The organism is Chryseobacterium salivictor (genome assembly GCF_004359195.1).
Taxonomy (GTDB): Bacteria; Bacteroidota; Bacteroidia; order Flavobacteriales; family Weeksellaceae; genus Kaistella; species Kaistella salivictor.
The window spans coordinates 782,698-802,540 of sequence record NZ_CP037954.1 but is presented as its reverse complement, the minus strand read 5'-3'; the positions used below and the strand labels follow the sequence as shown (position 1 = coordinate 802,540).

Here is a 19,843-nt window from a genome sequence, read left to right as displayed (position 1 = left end):
CGCTTTTACGAACTTAAAAATAGACTTAAAAACAGGGTTTTGTAAATATAATCTTTGGGAATCTTAGCATTATAATTTTTTTTAGTAAAAGCGAACATACATATTTATTTATCTTTGTATCAATGAAAAATTTGTTTTTTATAACTTTGTTGGTGTTTTTTGCTTTCCTTTCCTGTAGAAATGAGGAGGAACCGGTGCAGAAAATAGATCAGGTCATCAATTTGTACATCGATTCTTTGGGACAGGATATGCTGAATGCGAAAATACCGGGATCTTATATTTCTTCTTCAATGAATGATGTTTATGGACTGACAGATAATGCTCCGGTTTCAGTTTCAATGAAGAAGGATGCAGATACCATTAATTATATTGAATATCTCGCTGGGGCAAAACGAATTGGGATTGATTCCTCTGGAAATTCCAAAACGTATGAGTCCAAAATTGCGTTACAGCTTACGAAGAAAATTAATAATTCAAACCGGATTACCAATGATACCATGACAGTTCAATATCAATCAACACCGGAACTTTTTCAGGTTTCGAAAATCTGGTATAACGGCGTGCTTCAGTTTACTAAAGTTGACGGGCAGCCAAATACCGTAAAAATCGTCAAATAATCACTAAATTTGCAGTTCATTCTTCTACTGTCAGGAAGAAATTCACAGAAATATACATCAATTAGGATATGTTACAAGTTCAGTTTTTGCGCGATAATAAAGAACGCGTTTTAGAAGGTTTACATAAAAGAAATTTCAAACAAACGGAATTGGTCGGTGAGGCGGTTTCTGTAGATGACGAAAGAAAAAAATTGCAGTTCCAACTGGATCAGAATTTAGCAGAAATGAATACCATTTCCAAAGAAATCGGTCTGTTAATGAGGGAAGGTAAAAAAGAGGAGGCCGAAGCTGCCAAATCGAAAACTTCGGAATTTAAAGAAAATGCACAAGATCTTCAACAAAAACTGAAAGCTGCTGAAGCACGTCTTTTAGAAATTCTTTATTTAATTCCTAATATTCCTTACGAAAAAGTAGTGGCCGGAAATGGCGCGGATGATAATGAAATTATTTATCAGTCTCATGATGTTGAAGGTTTGGGCGAAGGCGCGATTCCGCATTGGGAATTGGCGAAAAAATATAATATCATCGATTTTGAACTGGGCGTGAAAATCGCAGGTGCAGGTTTCCCTGTTTACTTGGGGAAAGGGGCAAGATTACAGCGGGCTTTGGTTCAGTATTTTTTAGATAAAAATGTAGATGCCGGGTATATGGAAGTGAATCCGCCACACGTGGTGAATGAAGCGTCAGGATACGGAACCGGGCAGTTGCCGGACAAAGAAGGGCAGATGTATTTCATCAATGAAGATAATTTGTACCTGATTCCTACAGCAGAAGTTCCGGTGACGAATATTTACCGTGATGTGATTTTGGATGAAAAGGATCTGCCGATAAAAAACACGGCCTTTTCACAATGTTACCGGAGAGAAGCCGGAAGTTACGGCGCTCATGTTCGCGGTTTGAACAGATTGCATCAATTTGAAAAAGTAGAGATTGTCCGCATTGAAAAACCAGAGAACTCGTATGCTGCTTTAGAAGGAATGGTAGAACATGTGAAATCAATTTTGGTCGATTTAGAATTGCCTTTCAGGATTTTGAGATTGTGCGGAGGCGATACCGGTTTTGCTGCAGCGATGACTTACGATTTTGAAGTCTGGAGTGCTGCTCAGGAAATGTGGTTAGAAGTTTCATCGGTTTCTAATTTTGAAACTTTTCAGGCAAACCGATTGAAATGCAGATATAAAGGTGACGGCAAAACACAGCTGGTTCATACTTTAAATGGTTCTGCGATGGCTTTACCAAGGATTATGGCAGCATTGTTAGAAAATAATCAAACAGAAAACGGAATTAAACTTCCGGCGAAAGTTGCAGAATATGCCAAATTTGATTTAATAAATTAGAAGTCTTAAAATCTTTACAATAACTAAAAACCATCGGAATTCCGATGGTTTTTTATTTTTTAAAATCGGCTGTAAGTGTTATTTTAAACTTTATAGAGTTTCTCAAAAATATTAATGACAGCTTTCATGGTTTCCTTTCAAATGGTCAGGAGAATCATTGTGGATGACCTGCATTGCTTCTTTTTTTGGAGAAAGATAAGGAATGCCGACTTCCATACCGCGAAGAATAAAAAGACCTCCTAAAACAATCATCATCACAGGAACGAATTTTAGAATTTTAATTCGGAAAGCGGTAGTCATCAAATTCCCCAGCAGTACTACCATAAACATAAATGGCAATGTTCCTAATCCGAAAAGTCCCATAAATAATGCACTTTGCCAAATTCCACCTGAGACCAAACTCGCAGTTAATGCCATATAAACCATACCGCAAGGCAGAAGTCCATTGAGAAGTCCGGTTGCAAATCTTGAGCGGTAGTCCGCTTTTTGAAGGAGTTTAGATAAATTTAATTTAACTTTTAATAATGAAGTAGTCAGAAAAGGAATTTTTGAGGCGAAATCTTTCCCTCCGAAAGAAAATACCGCCATCAGGATTAACAGGATCCCGACACCAATAGTCAGGTATTGTTGAAATCCGGCCATTTCAAAACCTTGCCCGATAATTCCTAAAATCGCTCCTAAAATAGAGTAGGTGATGATCCTTCCAAACTGATACGTTAAATTTTGGAGATAGAAATTAGTTGCCTGTTTTTTGGTAAGTCCCAGCGATAAAGCAATGGGACCACACATTCCAATACAGTGAAAGCCCGACGCAAATCCCAACCCAAGTGCAGAAATGATAAGTGCTATTTCCATAAAACGTCGTAGTCTACCTGATAAGGTTTTTTATCATGAGACCATTTTATTTTTAGAGTGTATGAACCTTTTGATATGACCTGTTTTGGGACAAGAATTTCATTGTTGGTATCTAAATTAATTTCTTTTTTCACGTCCAGATTGGCATCGTCGGTGCGGAAAAGTTCAAATTTTACATTTTTATTTTCCGGCACGATTTCGGTTGGGAAAGTGATTTTCATTCCTGCCGCCATTTCCTGGTATTTTGGAATTTCAGCCAGATGTTCTGCATTTCTTTTAGCATCGATTACTTCCTGATAAAGCAGTTCGTCACCGTAGTAGTCATTTGAAACTAACTCGGAGGTTTGCTGGCCATAGGTAAACCCAAAAACCATAAACAAAATAAATGCTATAAATGAACCTAATGCGATAATTACGCCGTGTGCCCACGTTAACTTTTTAAACATATTTTTAATTAGAATTGAATTTTAAATGGTCCTTCGAAACTGGTTTCGAAAGAGTCGAGTAATTTTCCTGATGGATCGTAAACGCCGATTTTCACTTTTTGTTTCGACAGTTTTATTTCATTTTCAGGAAAACTTAAGTTCACTGTACCTTTTGTTATTTGATCTTTTTTAAGAAGAATTTTCTCCTCACCACTCAGTGTAATTTTACCGTGTTGCGGTTCGATTACTTTGATGGTCACCATTTGATCTTTTGTAGATTTATTCAGGAAAGTATAATTGTAGATGTTGGTAATATTACCGTCTCTGACAAAGAATGTAGATCCTGCAGGTTTGATGAACTTAGCTTCCAGTGAACCTCTGTTACTTAACAGAAACCCTAAGAAACCCACCATTAATAATAAAACAGCCGTATACGCTTTCATTCTGTTGGTGAATTTGAAAGGAACTTCTTTTTCGATCTCATCTTCAGTTGCATACCGGATAAGACCTTTTGGAAGACCCACTTTTACCATTACCTCGTCGCAGGCATCGATGCAGGCAGTACAGTTGACGCATTCTAATTGCTGACCATCTCTGATGTCGATGCCGGTTGGGCAAACTACGACACATTGGTTACAGTCGATACAGTCTCCTTTTCCTTCTGCGGAACGGTCTTCGCCTTTTCTCCATTTTGAGCGGTTTTCTCCTCTTTTGAAATCGTAGTAAACATTAATGGTTTGTTTATCGATTAATACCCCCTGCAATCTTCCATATGGACAAACCAATGTACACACCTGCTCTCTGAACCAGGCAAAGGTAAAGTAGAACGCGGCGGTAAAGATGATCATTACTAAAAAGCTTGAGAAGTTCGCGAAAGGGCCTTGCTGCATGATGTTGAAAACTTCTTTATAACCAACGATGTACATGTACATCCAGTGGGTGATAATTAAAGATATTATCAGAAATATAAAATATTTCAATGCACGTTTACCGATTTTTTCGGCATTCCATTCCTGCCGGTCTAATTTCATCTGCTTGTTGCGGTCACCCTCGACAAGATAATCTATTTTACGGAAAATCATTTCCAGGAAAATGGTTTGCGGACAAACCCAGCCACAAAAAATTCTTCCGAAAACTACCGTAAAAAGAATAATAAATACTATCGAGGTAATTGCTCCGAGGGCAAGAATGAAAAAATCCTGCAGGAAAAAGGGTTGACCGAGAATAAAAAATTTACGGTCGAGAATATTTAAAAGTAAAAAAGGATTTCCATTAATTTTAATGAACGGAAGCGCAAAAAAAAGGGCAAGTAAAAAATAGGCCACCAGTGTTCTGTAGTTGGTGTATCTGCCCTGTGGTTTTCTGGGAAAGACCCATTTCCGTTTTCCAGACTGTTCCATGGTACCCACGGAATCTCTGAAAGTTTCGGCTTCAACTACCTGTCCTTGTCCGCCTTTGAAATTGTTATCTTCTGACATTTCTTTCTTAAATTAAAAAAACATAATCCGTTACCTTCTTTTGTTAAAGATAACGAATTATGTTTTCATAGTAATTTTGTTTTTAGTTCTTATTTTTCCCAGTTAGCAGGAGTTCCCTGCGGAGCTGCCCCACCTTCTGATGCCGTAATAGGAGGTTGTTCCTGGTTGATATGGTAAACATAGGCTGCAACATTTTGAATGTCGAAACCGGTAAGTACACCATTTTTGCCCCATGCCTGCATCGCAGTTCCGGCAACTCCGTTTTCTACAACGTGGAAGACATTTTTAAACAATGTTTTTTCCGGTTGGTTGATCCAGGTATTATCTGTTAAGTTCGGACCAATTCCTCCTCTTCCTCCTTCGTTGTGACAGGACACGCAGTTTGTTTTGAAAACTTCTTCACCTGCTGCGATATTGTCTGGAGAATATACTGCATTTTCTATGGTCGGCGGCGGTGTGTTTTTAACATATTCTGCGATGCTCGCGGTCTGCGCTTTATATTCCGCATCATATTCTACATATTGATGTGCAAAATCTGTGGTGAAATAGGAAATCATATAAACCGCACAGTATGCAACTCCAAAATAGAAAAGACCTAACCACCATTTTGGCAACTGATTGTCTAACTCCATAATCCCGTCGAAACCGTGGTCGATAAGGATGTCTTTTTCTTCGGTGGTAGACTGCTTTTTAAAAGCACTTGCATATAATCCTTTGAAATAAGGTACTTTTTTAGCAGTGATGTATTCGCTTTTCTCTGCATCAGTTAATTTTTTGAATTGATCATTTTCGATCAGGTCGCCAATTGCATGCTGAATCATTGCAAGAATTATACTGATTACCACTGTGCCCCAAAAATAGGGAGAAGATAGGAATGCTGATTCCTGCACAAACATATAATACACGACCAATAAAATCGTAAGTATTACGGCAATGTTTACATATACGGGCGTTCTTTGTCTCATAATAGTTTAATTTTTTAAATTAAAGATTTTGATCTTCAATATCATCATCTAAAGGGGCATTTGCTTCTTTATCGTAATGTTTTTTCGGTCGCGAGAAAACATAAAAGATAATACCTAAAAAGAAAATTAAAAATAGGATCATCGATAATGTCTGGTAAAAACCTACATTTTCGCCGTTTGATAAAATGTCTTTTACGCTTTGAGGTATCATTATTTTAGCTCCTTTTTAGATGAATTACTTTATACTTGCGGTTTGAATTTCAGTTGTTTTGATATCAGTTCCAAGTCTCTGCAAATAAGCGATCAATGCAATAATCTCTTTTTTCTCTAATGGAACAAAGTTCGCACCGTCTGCTTTTTTCTTAGCTTCGTAAGCGTTTTTCACGTCTGCTGCTTCCGAGAAGATCTGCTTAACGATGAAACTTGCCTGATTGTCTGCCCATGAATCTGCAGAATCGATTTGTGCTTTGGTATAAGGTACATCGAATGTATTCTTCATCAGCTCGATTTTAGCAACCATTTGGCTTCTGTCTAAATCTCTTGCGATTAACCATGGGTAACGCGGCATAATCGATCCGGCTGAAGTTACTCTTGGGTTCAGCATGTGTTTGTAATGCCACGAACTTGGGTTTTTACCGCCTTCTCTGTGCAAATCCGGTCCGGTTCTTTTTGATCCCCAAAGGAAAGGTCTGTCGTAGATAAATTCACCCGCTTTTGAATACTGACCATTTTTACCGTTGAAGCGTACAACTTCATCACGGAATGGTCGGATCATTTGGGTGTGACAGGAGTTACATCCTTCTCTGATATATAAATCTCTACCTTCTAATTCAAGCGGTGAATAAGGTTTTACCGCTGCGATCGTCGGCACATTTTCTTTAATTAATAAAGTAGGTACAATTTCTACAAAACCACCGATAGCTACCGCAACAAAAGATAATATGGTAAGTAGTGTCGGCATACGCTCTATCCAAAGGTGAAGACCTTCTCCTTCTTTTCTCTGATTTGAAATTTTTGCTAAAGCGGGAGCTTCCGCAGGAACGTTCTTTTGGAATGAACCGTTTCTAACCGTTGCAACAACGTTCACACACATCAGGATAGCTCCGGCAATATAAAGCAAACCACCAACGAATCTCATTTGATAATAAGGGATGATTGCGGTTACAGTATCCAGCCAGTTTTTGTATAGTAATGTTCCGTCCGGATTAAATTGTTTCCACATTAATCCTTGGGTAAATCCTGCAATATATAAAGGAACAGCGTAGAAAATAATTCCTAAAGTTCCCAGCCAGAAATGCCAGTTAGCTAATTTTACAGACCATATTTTTGTTCTCCACATAATTGGAATCAAATAATAGATCATACCGAAAGTCATGAAACCATTCCATCCCAGTGCACCAATGTGCACGTGACCAATTACCCAGTCAGTGTAGTGTCCAATTTTATTTAAAGTTTTTGTTGCTAAAATTGGTCCTTCGAAAGTTGCCATCCCATAACAGGTAATTGCAACGACAAAGAATTTAAGAATTGGGTTTTCCCGAACTTTATCCCACGCTCCACGAAGGGTTAACAAACCGTTCAGCATTCCACCCCAAGATGGTGCGATCAGCATAATCGAGAATCCCGTCGCTAAAGCTTGTGCCCAGCCAGGAATTGCGGTGTACTGCAAGTGGTGAGGACCTGCCCAGATATAAACGAAGATCAATGACCAGAAGTGAATAATCGACAGTTTATAAGAGAAGATCGGTCTGTCGGCAGCTTTTGGCAAGAAATAATACATTAATCCTAAAACCGGCGTGGTCAATACGAACGCTACTGCATTGTGACCATACCACCACTGTACAAGAGCATCTTTAACTCCAGCATAAGCGGAGTAAGATTTCCAGCCTGTAAATGATAAAGGAACTTCTAAGTTGTTGAAAATATGAAGCATCGCAATCGCAACCCATGTCCCCAAATAAAACCAGATGGCAACATACAGGTGACGGACTCTTCTTTTTATAATCGTTGCGAACATGTTGAATCCGAAAACCAACCAGATTACTAAAATCAAAATATCGATTGGCCACTCGTGTTCTGCGTATTCTTTTGAAGTATTGATACCCATTAAAAAAGTAATAACAACGGATACAATCATCAGCTGCCAGCCCCAGAAATGGATCCAGGAAAGGGTGTCGCTGTACATTCTTGTTTTAAGGAGTCGCTGCATAGAGTAGTACGCTCCCGCGAAAAAACCATTACAAACGAATGCAAAAATTACCGCACTGGTATGCAGCATTCTGATACGGCCAAAACCAAGAGCACCGTGGCTGTTGATAAGACCTTGTAGATTTCCACTTCGCAAACTTACAATCGTTGCATCATCTGTTCCGAAAAAGAATTCCGGAAGTTCTGGGTAGAATAACATTAATGCTGCCGTAAGGCCTAATAAAAATCCAACAATACCAAATACTATTGTTGCATAAAGGAAGGCTCGCACAATGTTATTGTCATAACTAAACTTCTGTGTTTCCATATATACTAATCACTTTTTTCTTCTGTTCTTTTATCTAACTTCTCTGTTGATTCTGCTTCTTTAGAAACGGGTGAATCTTCTTTAATAATTTCTGAATCCAACAATATGCGGACTGCGGGGGATTCATCATCTTCAAACTGGCCATTTCTTGCACTTATTATAAAAATGATCAAGAAAATTACAGCTAAAGAGACACTGCAAAGAATCATTAAATATAATATATCCATATCTTTTGCAAATTTAGTTTTTAACCGGTTCAAATTTACTTAAAAATTATGATATTCATCATTAAATGTTAAATGTCGTTAATTTAAAATATTTCTAAATAATTGGTCAAAGTGGGTTTATTGGTTGATTTTAAAATATTTAGCCGATCGGATCCAGGTAGCCAGGGATGTAAAGATGACGACGCTGATAGAGCTGATGGGCATCAAAATCGCAGCTACTAACGGAGATAAATGCCCCGTAACAGCGAAGGAGAGCCCGATTACATTGTAAAATAAACTGATTCCAAAAGTGAATTTCACAATTTTTACTGCATCTTTCGATAAATCAAAATATTTTTTCAGCTCATTTATTTGATCACCGCCCATAATGACATCAGATGATGGCGTGAAAGAATGGGTGTCATCTGCCACAGCGATTCCTACATTACTTTGTTTTAAAGCTCCTGCGTCATTCAGTCCGTCACCAAGCATCGCTACTTTTTTGTGGTCATCCTGCAGGGCTTTTATGAAATTCAGTTTATCTTCCGGACTTTGGTTAAATTTCATTTTATCTACATTCGGGACCAAATGCTTTAATGAACTTTCTTCCGAAGAATTATCACCACTTAAAATATGAATTTGATAATCATTTAATTCTGAAAACATTTCCGACATATTTTCCCGATACTCATTGGTGAAAATATATTTGCCTAAAAACTGACCGTCTCTTGAAATATAAACAGCAGTCTCAAGGTTTTTAGACGGTTGCCCGATAAAAGTGGCCGATCCTATTTTATAGTTTTTTCCTCTGACGGTACCGATGTATCCTTTCCCCGGGGTTTCCGCGAAATTCTCCGTTGGGAAGTATTCTTCCTGAGTTTCCAGAAAATGATATAAACTTTTTGATAAAGGATGATTTGAATTTTTTAATAAACTTTTTAAATTCTTTAAATCAAATTCAGAAATTTCTTCACCTTCGAAAACGACATTCGCTTTTTTATTGTGTGTAATCGTTCCTGTTTTGTCGAAAACCAGTGTGTCGATTTTTGCTAATTTCTCAATTGTTAAAGTGTCTTTTACATAAAATTTATTGCGTCCCATGATCCGCATAATATGCCCCAAAGTAAAGGGAGCAGAAAGTGCCAAAGCACACGGGCAAGCCACAATCAATATCGCTGCAACCACCTGAAACATTTTTTCGAAATCGTGTTGTCCCCAATAAATTCCTGCAATAAGCGTGATTCCCAAAATGATAAAAGTAAAATATTTACTGAGGTCATTGGTCATCGTGTCGAGACCGGTTTCGAATTTCTTGAAGGCTTCTTTATTCCAGAGTTGCGTCAGATAACTTTGATTAACGTTTTTAATGACTTCCAGTTCCAATACAGAACCAACCTGTTTTCCGCCGGCGAAGATTTTGTCGCCCGGTTTTTTCGGTATCGAAGCACTTTCTCCAGTAATAAAACTATTGTCGATATTTCCTTCACCCTGAATTAAAATCGCATCAACCGGAATGATTTCCTGATTGCGGACCATAATCCGGTCACCGATTTTTAACTCATTCAATAAAATATTTTGCTGTTTCCCCTCGAAATCTACTTTTGTAACGGCGATAGGATAAAAGGATTTATAGTCGCGGTCGTAGGATAAAGCACTGTAAGTTCTCTTCTGAAAGAGTTTTCCCATCAGCATGAAAAATAAAAGACCGCATAGAGTATCGAAATATCCGGGACCGTAATCGGTTAAAACTTCATAAATACTTCGGCCATAAAGCATCAGAACTCCCAAAACAATTGGCACATCGATGTTTACAATCTTGTTTTTCAGTCCAAACCAGGCAGATTTAAAATAATCGGAAGCAGAATAAAAAACGACTGGAGTCGCCAGAAGGAACATGATAAACCGGAACAGATTTTTATAAGTATCCATCCAGAAATCGGTGGTACCCATTACTTGTTCGGCATATTCCGGATAACTTAAAAACATTCCGTTTCCAAATGCAAATCCGGCAATGGCTAATTTTACAATTAAAGTTTTATCGAAAGTTTCTTCTTTTTTGTCGGCAGTTTCCAGATTGATGACCGGCTTATATCCGAGATTCGTGAGGAACTTGGCGAGTTCGCTAAGTTTTAATTCCTGATGATTAAAGGAAATCTGAACATTTTTTCTGGTGAAATTGACCTGAGAATAATTGATGTTCCCATTCAGAGTCTGTAAGCTTTCTAAAAGCCAGATGCATGACGAACAGTGAATTACAGGAATTTTAAAAGTAACTAAAGAAGTATTGCCTTCTGAGAAATCGGTTACTTTTGCAAATACTTCCGGGGTGTCTAAATAATCGAATTGCGAAGTGTTATCATCATTTGGCCTGATTCCGGAACTTTTATTAAGTTCATAGAAATTCCCCAAATTATTCATATTCAGGATTTCGTACACCGATTTGCATCCATTACAGCAAAAGGATTTTTCATCGAAGTTGATAAGCTCTTTGTCTGTGGTTTGCCCACAGTGAAAACAGTTTTCTGACAATTTATTTAAAGTTGAAGTGGCAAAATTATGATAAATATATTTGTGTTAGGGTTTTAAATATCCTATTTTTGCTGATAAATGTCATGCAATTATGTCGTTAGCGAAACAAACCCAAATCGAGGAGAATTTACAGAAACTATTTAATGATGAATCTTTCAAAGAAATGCTCCCGGCAGAAGATTATGAAAAATACATTGCTGCCAAGCAAATTTTAAAATTTAATAAAGGTGGAATTATTTTCGAAGATGGTGAAATCCCAAACGGAGTTTATTTTTTAAATAAAGGAACTGCAAAGCTTTCTAAACAGGGAGTTTACGGTAAAGATCAAATTCTTAGATTTATTAAAGAGGGCGATTTAATCGGATACCGTTCCTTACTTTGCGGTGAGGATTTTCAGGCGAAAGCGGAGGCAATGACCGAAGTGGAAGCGACTTTTTTACCGTCTGATTTATTTCTTCAAATGTTGGAAGTAGCGCCAAAGTTTTCATTTGTAATGCTGCAGAAAATCGCTTTCGAATTGGGCGAATCCTCCAATACCGTTACTTTCTTAGCACAAAAGACCGTGCGTGAAAGACTGGCAGAAATCCTGCTTTTATTAGAACAGAAATTAGGAACAGATCCTGAAGGATTTATCAAGATTTCTTTAACAAGAGAAGAAATTGCCAACATCATCGGAACCGCGACTGAAAGTGCAATCCGTTTGATTTCTGAGTTCAAACAGGACAAACTCATCGAAGTGGAAGGCAGAAACATCAAAATCCTGAACCACGAAAAACTAATTAGGTTGGGGCACGTGATCATTTAATCCTGTTTTGATTTGCTGATGAGTTACTTCAGGAACTGCTTTTAATATTATTAATTGACTTATTTTTAATATTTTAAATCGATCTGTAAGTATCGGTCAACCCATCAATCACATTTTCACATCATCCACATCAGCATATCATCACAAACATCAACCCATTATCACATTAAATTATGTCTGTACATTCAGAAATAAAAAAAATCACCACCGAAACTTTGCGAAAAATGAAATTCGACAAAGAGAAAATCACCATGCTTACCGCATACGATTTCACAACTGCTAAAATGGTGGATGCCGGTGGAATTGATGCCATCCTCATCGGAGATTCTGCAGCCAACGTTATGGCCGGACATGAAACAACACTTCCCATTACTTTGGATCAGATGATTTACCACACCCAATGTGTGGTTCGTGGTGTAGACCGTGCTTTGATCGTAGCAGATCTGCCTTTTGGTTCTTACCAGAGTAATTCTGAGAAAGCCCTGGAATCTGCCGTAAGAATGATGAAAGAAGGAGGTGCGCATTCAGTGAAAATTGAAGGTGGAAAAGAAATTGAAGAATCGATTACCAAAATTATTAACGCCGGAATTCCTGTGATGGGACATTTGGGTCTTACGCCGCAGTCGATTTACCAGTTCGGAACATATAAGGTAAGAGCAAAAGAAGATGAAGAAGCTGAGAAATTAATGAGTGATGCAAAATTGCTTGAAGAATTAGGATGCTTTGCTTTAGTTCTGGAAAAAATTCCGGCTGATCTTGCAAAAAGAGTTTCAGAAAGCATTTCAATTCCAACCATTGGGATTGGAGCAGGCGCAGGATGTGATGGGCAGGTTCTTGTTTATCACGATATGGTCGGCATGAACAAAGGTTTTTCGCCAAAGTTTTTAAGAAGATATCTTGATTTATATACCGAAATTACGGGCGCAGTTTCCAGTTTTGTGAAAGATGTTAAAACCGGGGATTTTCCTAATGAAAACGAAAGTTATTAAGTTCTTTTCTTTACTTATTTTATTCTGTCTTTTTCAATCCTGTATTTCTCAAAAAACAGAGTTTGGAAAAAAGACAGAAATCCACGGTTCGAAAGATTCAGCCCGAAGTATTGCCAAAATTTCCTTTATTAAAAGTTTAGATGATTCTGAATTTGAAGAAGGCCAGTTCAGCAATGGAAAAGAATCCTTAAAATACCGAATGCTAAGCCCGGAAAAAATAAAGTTGGAGAGAAAATATCCGCTGATCGTGGTGTTTCATGGCTCCGGCGCAGTTGGCACTGACAACAAATCTCAAATGGGAGTTTTGTCTAAAATGTGGCTGCTGCCGGAAAACAGAAAGAAATATCCGTCGTTTGTTTTGTCACCGCAATTTCCTGTGCGTTCTTCCAATTATCATCTGGATGAAAAACGCAGAGTTTCTGCTTCGGAGTCGAATGAATATTTGGATCTGCTTTTAAAATCTATCGATTCATTAGCAAATTCAAAACATATCGACCGGTCCCGAATTTACGTGATGGGATTTTCGATGGGCGGAGCAACTGTTTCTAATGCGATTTCCACAAGACCGGATCTGTTTGCAGCAGCAATTAATATTTCGGGAATTTCACAATTTGACCATAACGAAAAACTTCTTAAAACACCGATATGGCTTGTTCATGGAAGTTTAGACACGGATAATTTCCCCCAAAGTAATTTAAAGTTTTAGGAAGAGATGAAGGAAAAAGGACAGGTTCTTTTTTGGGAATTTAAAGATAAATACCATAACAATATATTATCTGCGAAACTCGCAGATGCAGTGCCTCAATGGCTTTTTAATCAAAAAAAATAAACAATGAAAACAAATACAGCAACTATTCAGGGAATTTTATCGATCGGTGCTTTACTGTGCATCCTGGTTGGATTTTTCAATCTTCTTTCACCGGAAATCAATGACTTTCTGTACCAGAAATTATTTTACATTTTAATTGGTGCCAGTTTCTTTGTACAGGCTCCGACATTAACCAATAAAAATTTTCTCTATCCGATGTACGCAGCGGCGGGACTTTGCATCATTGGAGCTTTTATCCCGGTTGATTCGCAGGTCGCAGCGATGAAAACGGTTGGTCTTTTTGCAGGAGTTTTAATGTCAATTTTCAGCAGACCAAGAGCACCGAGACAACAGTAAGCTGATTTTATTAAAAATGGAATAGAAAAAAGGACTGATGCAATCGCGTTAGTCCTTTTTTAGCGTAAAGAAAATCTAGTAATTCTCTGTGTTTAAAATGTTTTCGAAGTAATGGATGAGCAGTGTTCTTTCCTCTTTATTTAGATTTGCTTCCGGATGTTGGGCGATATAACCCGGCATTGGCATGCTGTACACTTTCAGTGCATTAACTGTTTTTTTAAGCATGTCTTTTTTCAAGTCCCGGTTGAAGTTTCCCCATTCAGAAAGATTCAGATAGGTTCTCCCTTCATTCACATGATGTTTTACAGACCAGGAAATCGGTGCGACATATGCATATTTCGGATAAACAGTTTCGTTGCTGTGGCAATCGTAACAAGCTGTTTTCAGGAGTTGCTGTACGTTTTTCGGCGTGTTGTAAACCTTTACAAAATCTACTTTTGAATCCACGGGTTTATTGGTTCTGTCAATCGGAATAAACTGTATCAACGCGATCGCAATCAGAAACCAATAAAGGATGTTTAAAAAAGTTTTCATTTCGGGCTTGCTATAATTAGAGGTTCTTTGGCATTAATACTCTTTGGCTTTTCAACTTCTTTTGTGGTTTCTTTTAAAGCATCTTTGCCGTTTTCTTTTAAAAGATCCCAGGTTTCACGAATTTCCCAAAGTGGCCTTACCTCTATTTTTTTATCGAAAATATAAACAGGTTCTGCAAAAATGTCTTTTGCGAAATCTGCAGGATCCCAAAGACCATTTTCGTTTTCGTCAACTAAAATGCGGAGTTCATATTTCCCAGGTTTCAGCGATTTGAAATTAATCTGCTTTTCAGTTCCGTATTTTGAATAGGTGACTGCTCCGCTTTCGTTGATCAGTTGAATCCAGAATTTATGTTCAGGTGCGTTTTCTAAAGTCAACAATAGATCACCAAAGTTTTCTGTTTTATCGGCTTCAAATTCAAAACGGTATGTTTTTTTAATGGTTTCATAGAATGAAGACAGGGTCTCCTTTGGAATGGTAAGCGCGTATTTTTTCCCTTCTTTAAAATTCGATTTAATATGAATTTCAAAAGGGTTCTTTTCGGAAACTTCTGCCGTAAAATCCTGTTTAATACTATCAGAAACCAACGACCATTTTTCGGGTTGAATTTTATCTACGAAATAATTAGAAGTGATCACGAAGTCCTGTTGTGGTGCCAGTAAATTTCCGCGGTTATTGGATACCGACATTTCGTTCTTTGTATTATAACGGTAGAAAAGCGAAACGCTGTCTTTTTTAACGCCGTTGTCATAACTGAATTTTAGATTTTCATTGCTGGTAATTCCAACATTTTGTTCCGTTGCATTAAACCAGATCATTGCAGAATCTGATTTTGGCAAATGGGTCACTTTATAATCTTTCAGTTTTTCGTTTAATGAAATGATTTTCACCTCATCCGGCTGTCCTTCGAAAGTCATTAAAACTCCACCCGGAACCTCTTTCATTTCCATATATTTCAATGGTTTTTTTGAGGGATAAAGATTAATTTTTAAACCGGAAATACTTTTATCTAAAGTAATTTTGTCTTTTAAGAAACCTACCTTTTCTTTTCCGCTATCATATACCGAATTGGAGTTGCTGTCTTCAAAAGCTAAAAGCTGGTAATTTCCTGGCGCTAAATAGTTGAGTTCAAAGTAGCCGTCAGTATCTGCTTTCGTAATATAATAAGGCTTTTGGCGGTAATCCATCGAATCTTTTTCCTGATAAAGTCCGACGACCAAATTTTCTTCTTCTGTTTTTTTATCTTTATCATTAAAGATGGTTTTCAACTCACCACTGATGTAAAGACTGTCTATTTTAGAACCCGTAGAAAATGCAAAATTATAATATCCGAGAGGATTCCCTTCATTATTATCTACAATCGCGTTTCCGAAATTAAAGTTATAAGTGGTGTTTTCTTTTAAAGTATCTGCCCATTTAATCAGCAGAAATTTATTGGCCATTCCGGAAGGCAGCATTTTGGTAATCTGTTTTAACGGCGGCGAAATAATCAGCTGTTTGTTGATGTCTTTCAGGGTGATATATTCATCAAAATCGATTCTGAGTTCCTTGATATCGCGCGGAACATTCACTCTCGGACTGTCGATATTGCTTCCGGTAACTTTTGGCGGGATGCTGTCTTTCGCGCCTCCAACCGGCGAGCCGACTCTTGCGCAGGAGGTTAATAGAAGACTGATGAAAACCAGAAAGAATAATCTTTTCATGAAAGGAATTTGTACAAAATTAAGAAATTTATTCACTGTAGCTGTCATTCGCTTGATTCTGTTTCAGCGTATCGGTTTCATTCAGCATTTTCTTGATTTTTTCCTTTTCATAAGGCAGGTTTTCAAACAACCCCGACAGCGCCAATGCCGAATAAACCCGCGTAGAATATTTGTTGCCGATTGCGATAATGGTCACTTTGGATTTTAATAAATGGGCAAATACAGAATTGGTTCCGTGCCACCAGCCGTTGTGATAGGTGAGTTTTTCATTATTATTAAATATTTTCATCCGGAAACCTAAGCCGTAATTATTGATTCCTGGACGTTCGTTGCTGTAAGGTTCGAAAATTTTTTCTTTTAAATCGGCGCGCAGGAATTCTTTTGAATAAAGGGCTTTTGAAAAATTCAACAAATCTCGTGGTGTTGTGTAGACATTTTTGTCACCATAAATCAAATCAAGTTGATCGTATGGATAAACTTTTGGACCTCTTTGATAAAAAGATTTCGCAGCGGTTAATGTATCTTTTTCCTGAAAGATATATGAGTTTTTCATTTTTAAAGGACGAAATACCATTTGTTTCATCGCCTCGGGGAATGTTTTTCCGGTCACCTTTTCGATGAGCAAAGCCAAGAGAGCGTAATTGGTATTGCAATACATAAAACCCGTGTCTGTATTCCGGGCAAGTTCCGGCTGGTATTGAATCAGCATATTTAAAATATCCTGATTGGTCAGGAATTTTTTTGAAAGTTCTGCCGGTGCCGGTTTTATTTTATCAACGAAGTGCTCGTATTTCGGTAAACCACTTCTTTGACTTAAAAGCGTGAAGACCGTCACTTTCGGATAAGGAAATTTTGGGAAATATTTGGTTAAAGGATCCTCCAGTTTAATTTTACCGGCTTCTACTAATTTCAACGTTGCCATTGCGGTAAGCGTTTTCGAAACCGAGGCAACATGTAGGGCAACGGTATCGTTAATAGGTTCCTGCTGTTTGTCCTGAGCAAAACCGCGGTAATTTTCGTACAGAATTTCGTCACCTTTGGCAACGATAAATCCGCCCCACAAATCTCCTTTTTCCCAAACGTTTTTATAGTAACGGTGTAGTACAGCAGTAATGGAATCTTTGTTCTCCAGCTTATTGTCTTTGCGGGTAAAAACATCGTCTAAATCGACATTTCCGTAATTGGGTAAAGTTGTTTTGATTTGCGCTTCTTCAGAACTTTCTTTTTTACAGGAGAGTAAAACCAGTGTAATTAAAAGAAGGAAAAGGAAGGATTTGGAAAGTTTCATTAAAAAAGTTTTGGCTTAAAAATCTCCGCAATATAGGGGATTTTCGTAAAAACAAATAAGACCGAAGTCATAAAAATTTGTTAATGCCCGGAAAACTGAGCCAAAATCTTATCTACAATAACCTGTGCCAGTTTTTGTTTGCTTTGAACCGTCCAACCTGCAATATGCGGCGTCACAATTACTTTTTCGGATTGGAGCAGAAACTGTAAATCGTCGTTTTCAGTATCCAGATTTTCGAAAGATGCTTTTTCAAACTCCAGAACATCCAGCGCGGCTCCTTTAACTTTACCGGATTTTAAGGCTTTTACTAAATCGTTCGTTTTTACATTTTTTCCTCTTGCCGTATTGATGAAATAGAAATCTTTTGCCATTTCCGCAATGAATTTCTCATCAATGATGTAATGAGTTTCTTTCGTAATCGGAAGGTGAATACTGAGAATATCTGCTTCTTTTTTTAAGGTGTCTAAGGAAACCTGCGTGGCAAATTCGTCGCCGATGTCGGGTAAAATATCATGGAAAATAACTTTGCACCCAAATCCTGAAAACCTTTTTGCGACGGCTTTTCCCATGTTTCCATAACCGATAAGGCCGACTGTTTTTCCAAGGATTTCATCGCCGCGGTTTTCTTCTCTTTTCCAGATTCCATTCTTTACTTCCTGAGAAGAAATAAATAATCTGTGCATTAAAATCAAAAGCATTCCCAAAACGTGTTCCGCAACCGAATCGCGGTTTCCTTCCGGCGAACTGATCAGTTGAATTCCTGATTTCTTCGCAAATTCCACATCGATGTTTTCCATTCCGGCGCCTACTCTGGCAATGAATTTCAGGTTTTTTGCATGTTCCAGAAAGTTTTGATCAATGGGAATTCTGCTTCGGATAATAATTCCGTCGTAATGCCCGATTTTTTTTAAAACATCTTCATAAGCCGATGTAAAATCTTCTTCAAACAAAAATCCTTTTGCAGAAAGCTGTTCTGTAATTAAAGGATGGTTTTTATCGAGGAGCAGGATTTTCATTTTCTTGTGTTTTAAAAAGAAATTTCACAAATTATTTACACGAAAGACACTATTTAAATTTGCACTATTGTGCGTATCTATCAGTGTTAAAGTATTCTTGTTTATGAACCAAAAAGTTTCCGAAGTTCCACAGAATCTGCAGCTTTCATTCTTCCGGACAGAATGAGGGAAAGTTCCTTTCTGCGCAATGCCGCTTCAAATCTTTGAATTTCTTCTTCGGTTTCCGGGGTCATTTTCGGAATGGGAATAGGGCGGTTGAATTCATCTACCGCGACAAAAGTGTAAATTCCGGAATTGGTATGAACTTTCTTCTGATTGATCGGATCATCCAGCCAAACATCCACATAAATCTCCATGGAAGTTGAAAAAGCACGGGAAACTTTCGATTCCAAAACCACGATTCCACCTTCCGGAATGGGTTTGTCAAAGGAGACGTGATTTACCGAAGCTGTTACCACACGTCTTTCGCAGTGTCTTGCCGCAGAGATGGACGCACACCGGTCCATTTTTGCTAAAAGTTCGCCGCCGAAAAGATTCCGCAGGGAATTCGTTTCATTTGGCAAAACGATATTGGTCATTATGGTCAGCGATTCTGATGCTGTTTTGGTTTTTTCCATTGAGAGTTTGAATAGGTTTTTGAACTCCATTTTTTAGCTGGAGTTTTTACAGGGGCGATTGCTTTTTGCAAAGAATCATTTTTTATAGAATCCGCAGCCAGTTGAACTGCTTTGAGCGAATCTCTTTTTACGGTATCTGTTTTAATGGGCTTTACTTCTTTTTTTGGCGTTTCTTTATAAAAAGATTTCCTGCCGAAAATCATTTCCGGTTGGGTAACTCCGAAATAGGTCAGTGCTATAATTCCGATGAGTAAAGGTGTAATCCATAAAAAAGAAGTCTTTAATGTGTAGGAATTGCCTGTTTTCTTCGTGCTGTTTTTAATGTCCGAAAGGTTTATTTCTTCTAATCCATAAAAATCGGCGGAAAGGTTTTCAGCTCTGTTTCCTTGAAAAAAAATTTTGCTGTCTTCCAGGAAGAAAGTTCCTAAATGATCTACTTCTACTTTTTGGTCTTTGAGAAGTGTTGCGTTCCAATAATTAAGTTGCTTTTTAATTTCGATTTCAGCATCGATGAGCGGAATGTTTCTTTGCTTTGAAAGATATTGCGCAAAGTCATTTGTGTTTTCTGAAATATCTGTTTTGAATGCTGTTTCTGTTCCCGGTGGCAAAATGTTTTTTCCCTCTTTATCCAGCACAGCGTTAATAGTGTGCAGATAAAAAGTGCCAAAACCAGGAATGGAAACATTACCTTGTTTTTTTAGATATTCGAGAAGATGTAAGGAAAAATTCATACTCGGCAAATTTATGTTTTTTGATTCATTTAATCAAAAATAAAAAAGACTGCCCAAAAAGCAGTCTT

20 protein-coding genes are annotated in these 19,843 nt (G+C 37.7%); 6 read left to right on the top strand and 14 right to left on the bottom strand.

Annotation, left to right across the window (positions count from 1 at the left end):
- The first annotated feature begins 122 nt into the window (after positions 1–122).
- Positions 123–617, top strand: a complete 495-nt coding sequence (locus NBC122_RS03680; RefSeq protein WP_133439083.1) for a hypothetical protein — start codon at positions 123–125, stop codon at positions 615–617.
- A 68-nt stretch (positions 618–685) separates the two neighbouring features.
- Positions 686–1,954, top strand: coding sequence for a serine--tRNA ligase (serS, locus tag NBC122_RS03675; protein WP_133439082.1), 1,269 nt, complete (start codon positions 686–688; stop codon positions 1,952–1,954).
- A gap of 111 nt (positions 1,955–2,065) precedes the next feature.
- Here the strand turns inward: serS and NBC122_RS03670 are convergent, their stop codons facing one another.
- The 8 genes from NBC122_RS03670 to NBC122_RS03635 form a co-directional block, all read right to left on the bottom strand.
- The gene (locus NBC122_RS03670; protein ID WP_133439081.1) at positions 2,066–2,809 is read right to left on the bottom strand and encodes a sulfite exporter TauE/SafE family protein; all 744 of its coding nucleotides are present in this window, start codon (positions 2,807–2,809) and stop codon (positions 2,066–2,068) included.
- The gene (locus NBC122_RS03665; RefSeq protein WP_133439080.1) at positions 2,800–3,255 is read right to left on the bottom strand and encodes a FixH family protein; all 456 of its coding nucleotides are present in this window, start codon (positions 3,253–3,255) and stop codon (positions 2,800–2,802) included. Before NBC122_RS03665 ends, NBC122_RS03670 begins: the two co-directional genes overlap by 10 nt.
- A gap of 8 nt (positions 3,256–3,263) precedes the next feature.
- Positions 3,264–4,712 (bottom strand): cytochrome c oxidase accessory protein CcoG, encoded by a 1,449-nt coding sequence (ccoG, locus tag NBC122_RS03660; RefSeq protein ID WP_133439079.1) that lies wholly within the window; start codon positions 4,710–4,712, stop codon positions 3,264–3,266.
- A gap of 89 nt (positions 4,713–4,801) precedes the next feature.
- Positions 4,802–5,677 (bottom strand): c-type cytochrome, encoded by an 876-nt coding sequence (locus tag NBC122_RS03655; protein WP_133439078.1) that lies wholly within the window; start codon positions 5,675–5,677, stop codon positions 4,802–4,804.
- A 19-nt stretch (positions 5,678–5,696) separates the two neighbouring features.
- Positions 5,697–5,888, bottom strand: a complete 192-nt coding sequence (locus tag NBC122_RS03650; RefSeq protein ID WP_133439077.1) for a cbb3-type cytochrome oxidase subunit 3 — start codon at positions 5,886–5,888, stop codon at positions 5,697–5,699.
- Positions 5,889–5,912: 24 nt separating this feature from the next.
- The gene (ccoN, locus tag NBC122_RS03645) at positions 5,913–8,192 is read right to left on the bottom strand and encodes a cytochrome-c oxidase, cbb3-type subunit I (protein WP_133439076.1); all 2,280 of its coding nucleotides are present in this window, start codon (positions 8,190–8,192) and stop codon (positions 5,913–5,915) included.
- Positions 8,193–8,197: 5 nt separating this feature from the next.
- On the bottom strand, positions 8,198–8,419 hold the full coding sequence (ccoS, locus tag NBC122_RS03640) for a cbb3-type cytochrome oxidase assembly protein CcoS (protein WP_133439075.1): 222 nt from the start codon (positions 8,417–8,419) through the stop codon (positions 8,198–8,200).
- Between the two features lie 117 nt (positions 8,420–8,536).
- Positions 8,537–10,927 carry a heavy metal translocating P-type ATPase gene (locus tag NBC122_RS03635; RefSeq protein ID WP_133439074.1) on the bottom strand — a complete coding sequence of 797 codons (2,391 nt, stop codon included), beginning with the start codon at positions 10,925–10,927 and terminating at the stop codon, positions 8,537–8,539.
- A 91-nt stretch (positions 10,928–11,018) separates the two neighbouring features.
- Here NBC122_RS03635 and NBC122_RS03630 point away from each other — a divergent pair, with 91 nt between their 5' ends.
- The 4 genes from NBC122_RS03630 to NBC122_RS03615 all read left to right on the top strand — a co-directional run bounded on the left by NBC122_RS03630 (position 11,019) and on the right by NBC122_RS03615 (position 13,886).
- Positions 11,019–11,732 carry a Crp/Fnr family transcriptional regulator gene (locus tag NBC122_RS03630; protein ID WP_133439073.1) on the top strand — a complete coding sequence of 238 codons (714 nt, stop codon included), beginning with the start codon at positions 11,019–11,021 and terminating at the stop codon, positions 11,730–11,732.
- 173 nt (positions 11,733–11,905) lie between these two features.
- Positions 11,906–12,721, top strand: coding sequence for a 3-methyl-2-oxobutanoate hydroxymethyltransferase (gene panB, locus NBC122_RS03625; RefSeq protein WP_133439072.1), 816 nt, complete (start codon positions 11,906–11,908; stop codon positions 12,719–12,721).
- Positions 12,702–13,427, top strand: a complete 726-nt coding sequence (locus tag NBC122_RS03620; RefSeq protein WP_165983190.1) for a carboxylesterase family protein — start codon at positions 12,702–12,704, stop codon at positions 13,425–13,427. Before panB ends, NBC122_RS03620 begins: the two co-directional genes overlap by 20 nt.
- 126 nt (positions 13,428–13,553) lie before the next feature.
- Positions 13,554–13,886 carry a hypothetical protein gene (locus tag NBC122_RS03615; RefSeq protein WP_133439070.1) on the top strand — a complete coding sequence of 111 codons (333 nt, stop codon included), beginning with the start codon at positions 13,554–13,556 and terminating at the stop codon, positions 13,884–13,886.
- Positions 13,887–13,961: 75 nt separating this feature from the next.
- On the opposite strand, the gene NBC122_RS03610 is transcribed toward NBC122_RS03615, so the two are convergent.
- From NBC122_RS03610 to NBC122_RS03585, 6 genes are all read right to left on the bottom strand, one after another.
- Positions 13,962–14,420, bottom strand: coding sequence for a heme-binding domain-containing protein (locus NBC122_RS03610; protein WP_133439069.1), 459 nt, complete (start codon positions 14,418–14,420; stop codon positions 13,962–13,964).
- On the bottom strand, positions 14,417–16,123 hold the full coding sequence (locus NBC122_RS03605; RefSeq protein WP_133439068.1) for an Ig-like domain-containing protein: 1,707 nt from the start codon (positions 16,121–16,123) through the stop codon (positions 14,417–14,419). Before NBC122_RS03605 ends, NBC122_RS03610 begins: the two co-directional genes overlap by 4 nt.
- A 28-nt stretch (positions 16,124–16,151) precedes the next feature.
- Entirely contained in the window at positions 16,152–17,411 is a 1,260-nt protein-coding gene (locus NBC122_RS03600) for a serine hydrolase domain-containing protein (protein WP_133439067.1), read from the bottom strand.
- A gap of 80 nt (positions 17,412–17,491) precedes the next feature.
- Positions 17,492–18,427, bottom strand: coding sequence for a 2-hydroxyacid dehydrogenase (locus NBC122_RS03595; RefSeq protein WP_133439066.1), 936 nt, complete (start codon positions 18,425–18,427; stop codon positions 17,492–17,494).
- A 101-nt stretch (positions 18,428–18,528) separates the two neighbouring features.
- Complete coding sequence (locus NBC122_RS03590) at positions 18,529–19,044, bottom strand: acyl-CoA thioesterase (protein WP_133439065.1); 516 nt, start codon at positions 19,042–19,044, stop codon at positions 18,529–18,531.
- Positions 19,011–19,775: a hypothetical protein gene (locus NBC122_RS03585; RefSeq protein ID WP_133439064.1), complete on the bottom strand. Its 765-nt coding sequence runs from the start codon at positions 19,773–19,775 to the stop codon at positions 19,011–19,013. The genes NBC122_RS03590 and NBC122_RS03585 overlap by 34 nt, the downstream gene beginning before the upstream one ends.
- Positions 19,776–19,843: the final 68 nt, after the last annotated feature.

Coding starts and splice junctions, on each gene's coding strand:
- NBC122_RS03680 (WP_133439083.1), top strand. CDS start 123: ATGAAAAATTTGTTTTTTATAACTTTGTTGGTGTTTTTTGCTTTCCTT.
- serS (WP_133439082.1), top strand. CDS start 686: ATGTTACAAGTTCAGTTTTTGCGCGATAATAAAGAACGCGTTTTAGAA.
- NBC122_RS03670 (WP_133439081.1), bottom strand. CDS start 2,809: ATGGAAATAGCACTTATCATTTCTGCACTTGGGTTGGGATTTGCGTCG.
- NBC122_RS03665 (WP_133439080.1), bottom strand. CDS start 3,255: ATGTTTAAAAAGTTAACGTGGGCACACGGCGTAATTATCGCATTAGGT.
- ccoG (WP_133439079.1), bottom strand. CDS start 4,712: ATGTCAGAAGATAACAATTTCAAAGGCGGACAAGGACAGGTAGTTGAA.
- NBC122_RS03655 (WP_133439078.1), bottom strand. CDS start 5,677: ATGAGACAAAGAACGCCCGTATATGTAAACATTGCCGTAATACTTACG.
- NBC122_RS03650 (WP_133439077.1), bottom strand. CDS start 5,888: ATGATACCTCAAAGCGTAAAAGACATTTTATCAAACGGCGAAAATGTA.
- ccoN (WP_133439076.1), bottom strand. CDS start 8,192: ATGGAAACACAGAAGTTTAGTTATGACAATAACATTGTGCGAGCCTTC.
- ccoS (WP_133439075.1), bottom strand. CDS start 8,419: ATGGATATATTATATTTAATGATTCTTTGCAGTGTCTCTTTAGCTGTA.
- NBC122_RS03630 (WP_133439073.1), top strand. CDS start 11,019: ATGTCGTTAGCGAAACAAACCCAAATCGAGGAGAATTTACAGAAACTA.
- panB (WP_133439072.1), top strand. CDS start 11,906: ATGTCTGTACATTCAGAAATAAAAAAAATCACCACCGAAACTTTGCGA.
- NBC122_RS03620 (WP_165983190.1), top strand. CDS start 12,702: ATGAAAACGAAAGTTATTAAGTTCTTTTCTTTACTTATTTTATTCTGT.
- NBC122_RS03615 (WP_133439070.1), top strand. CDS start 13,554: ATGAAAACAAATACAGCAACTATTCAGGGAATTTTATCGATCGGTGCT.
- NBC122_RS03610 (WP_133439069.1), bottom strand. CDS start 14,420: ATGAAAACTTTTTTAAACATCCTTTATTGGTTTCTGATTGCGATCGCG.
- NBC122_RS03605 (WP_133439068.1), bottom strand. CDS start 16,123: ATGAAAAGATTATTCTTTCTGGTTTTCATCAGTCTTCTATTAACCTCC.
- NBC122_RS03600 (WP_133439067.1), bottom strand. CDS start 17,411: ATGAAACTTTCCAAATCCTTCCTTTTCCTTCTTTTAATTACACTGGTT.
- NBC122_RS03595 (WP_133439066.1), bottom strand. CDS start 18,427: ATGAAAATCCTGCTCCTCGATAAAAACCATCCTTTAATTACAGAACAG.
- NBC122_RS03590 (WP_133439065.1), bottom strand. CDS start 19,044: ATGGAAAAAACCAAAACAGCATCAGAATCGCTGACCATAATGACCAAT.
- NBC122_RS03585 (WP_133439064.1), bottom strand. CDS start 19,775: ATGAATTTTTCCTTACATCTTCTCGAATATCTAAAAAAACAAGGTAAT.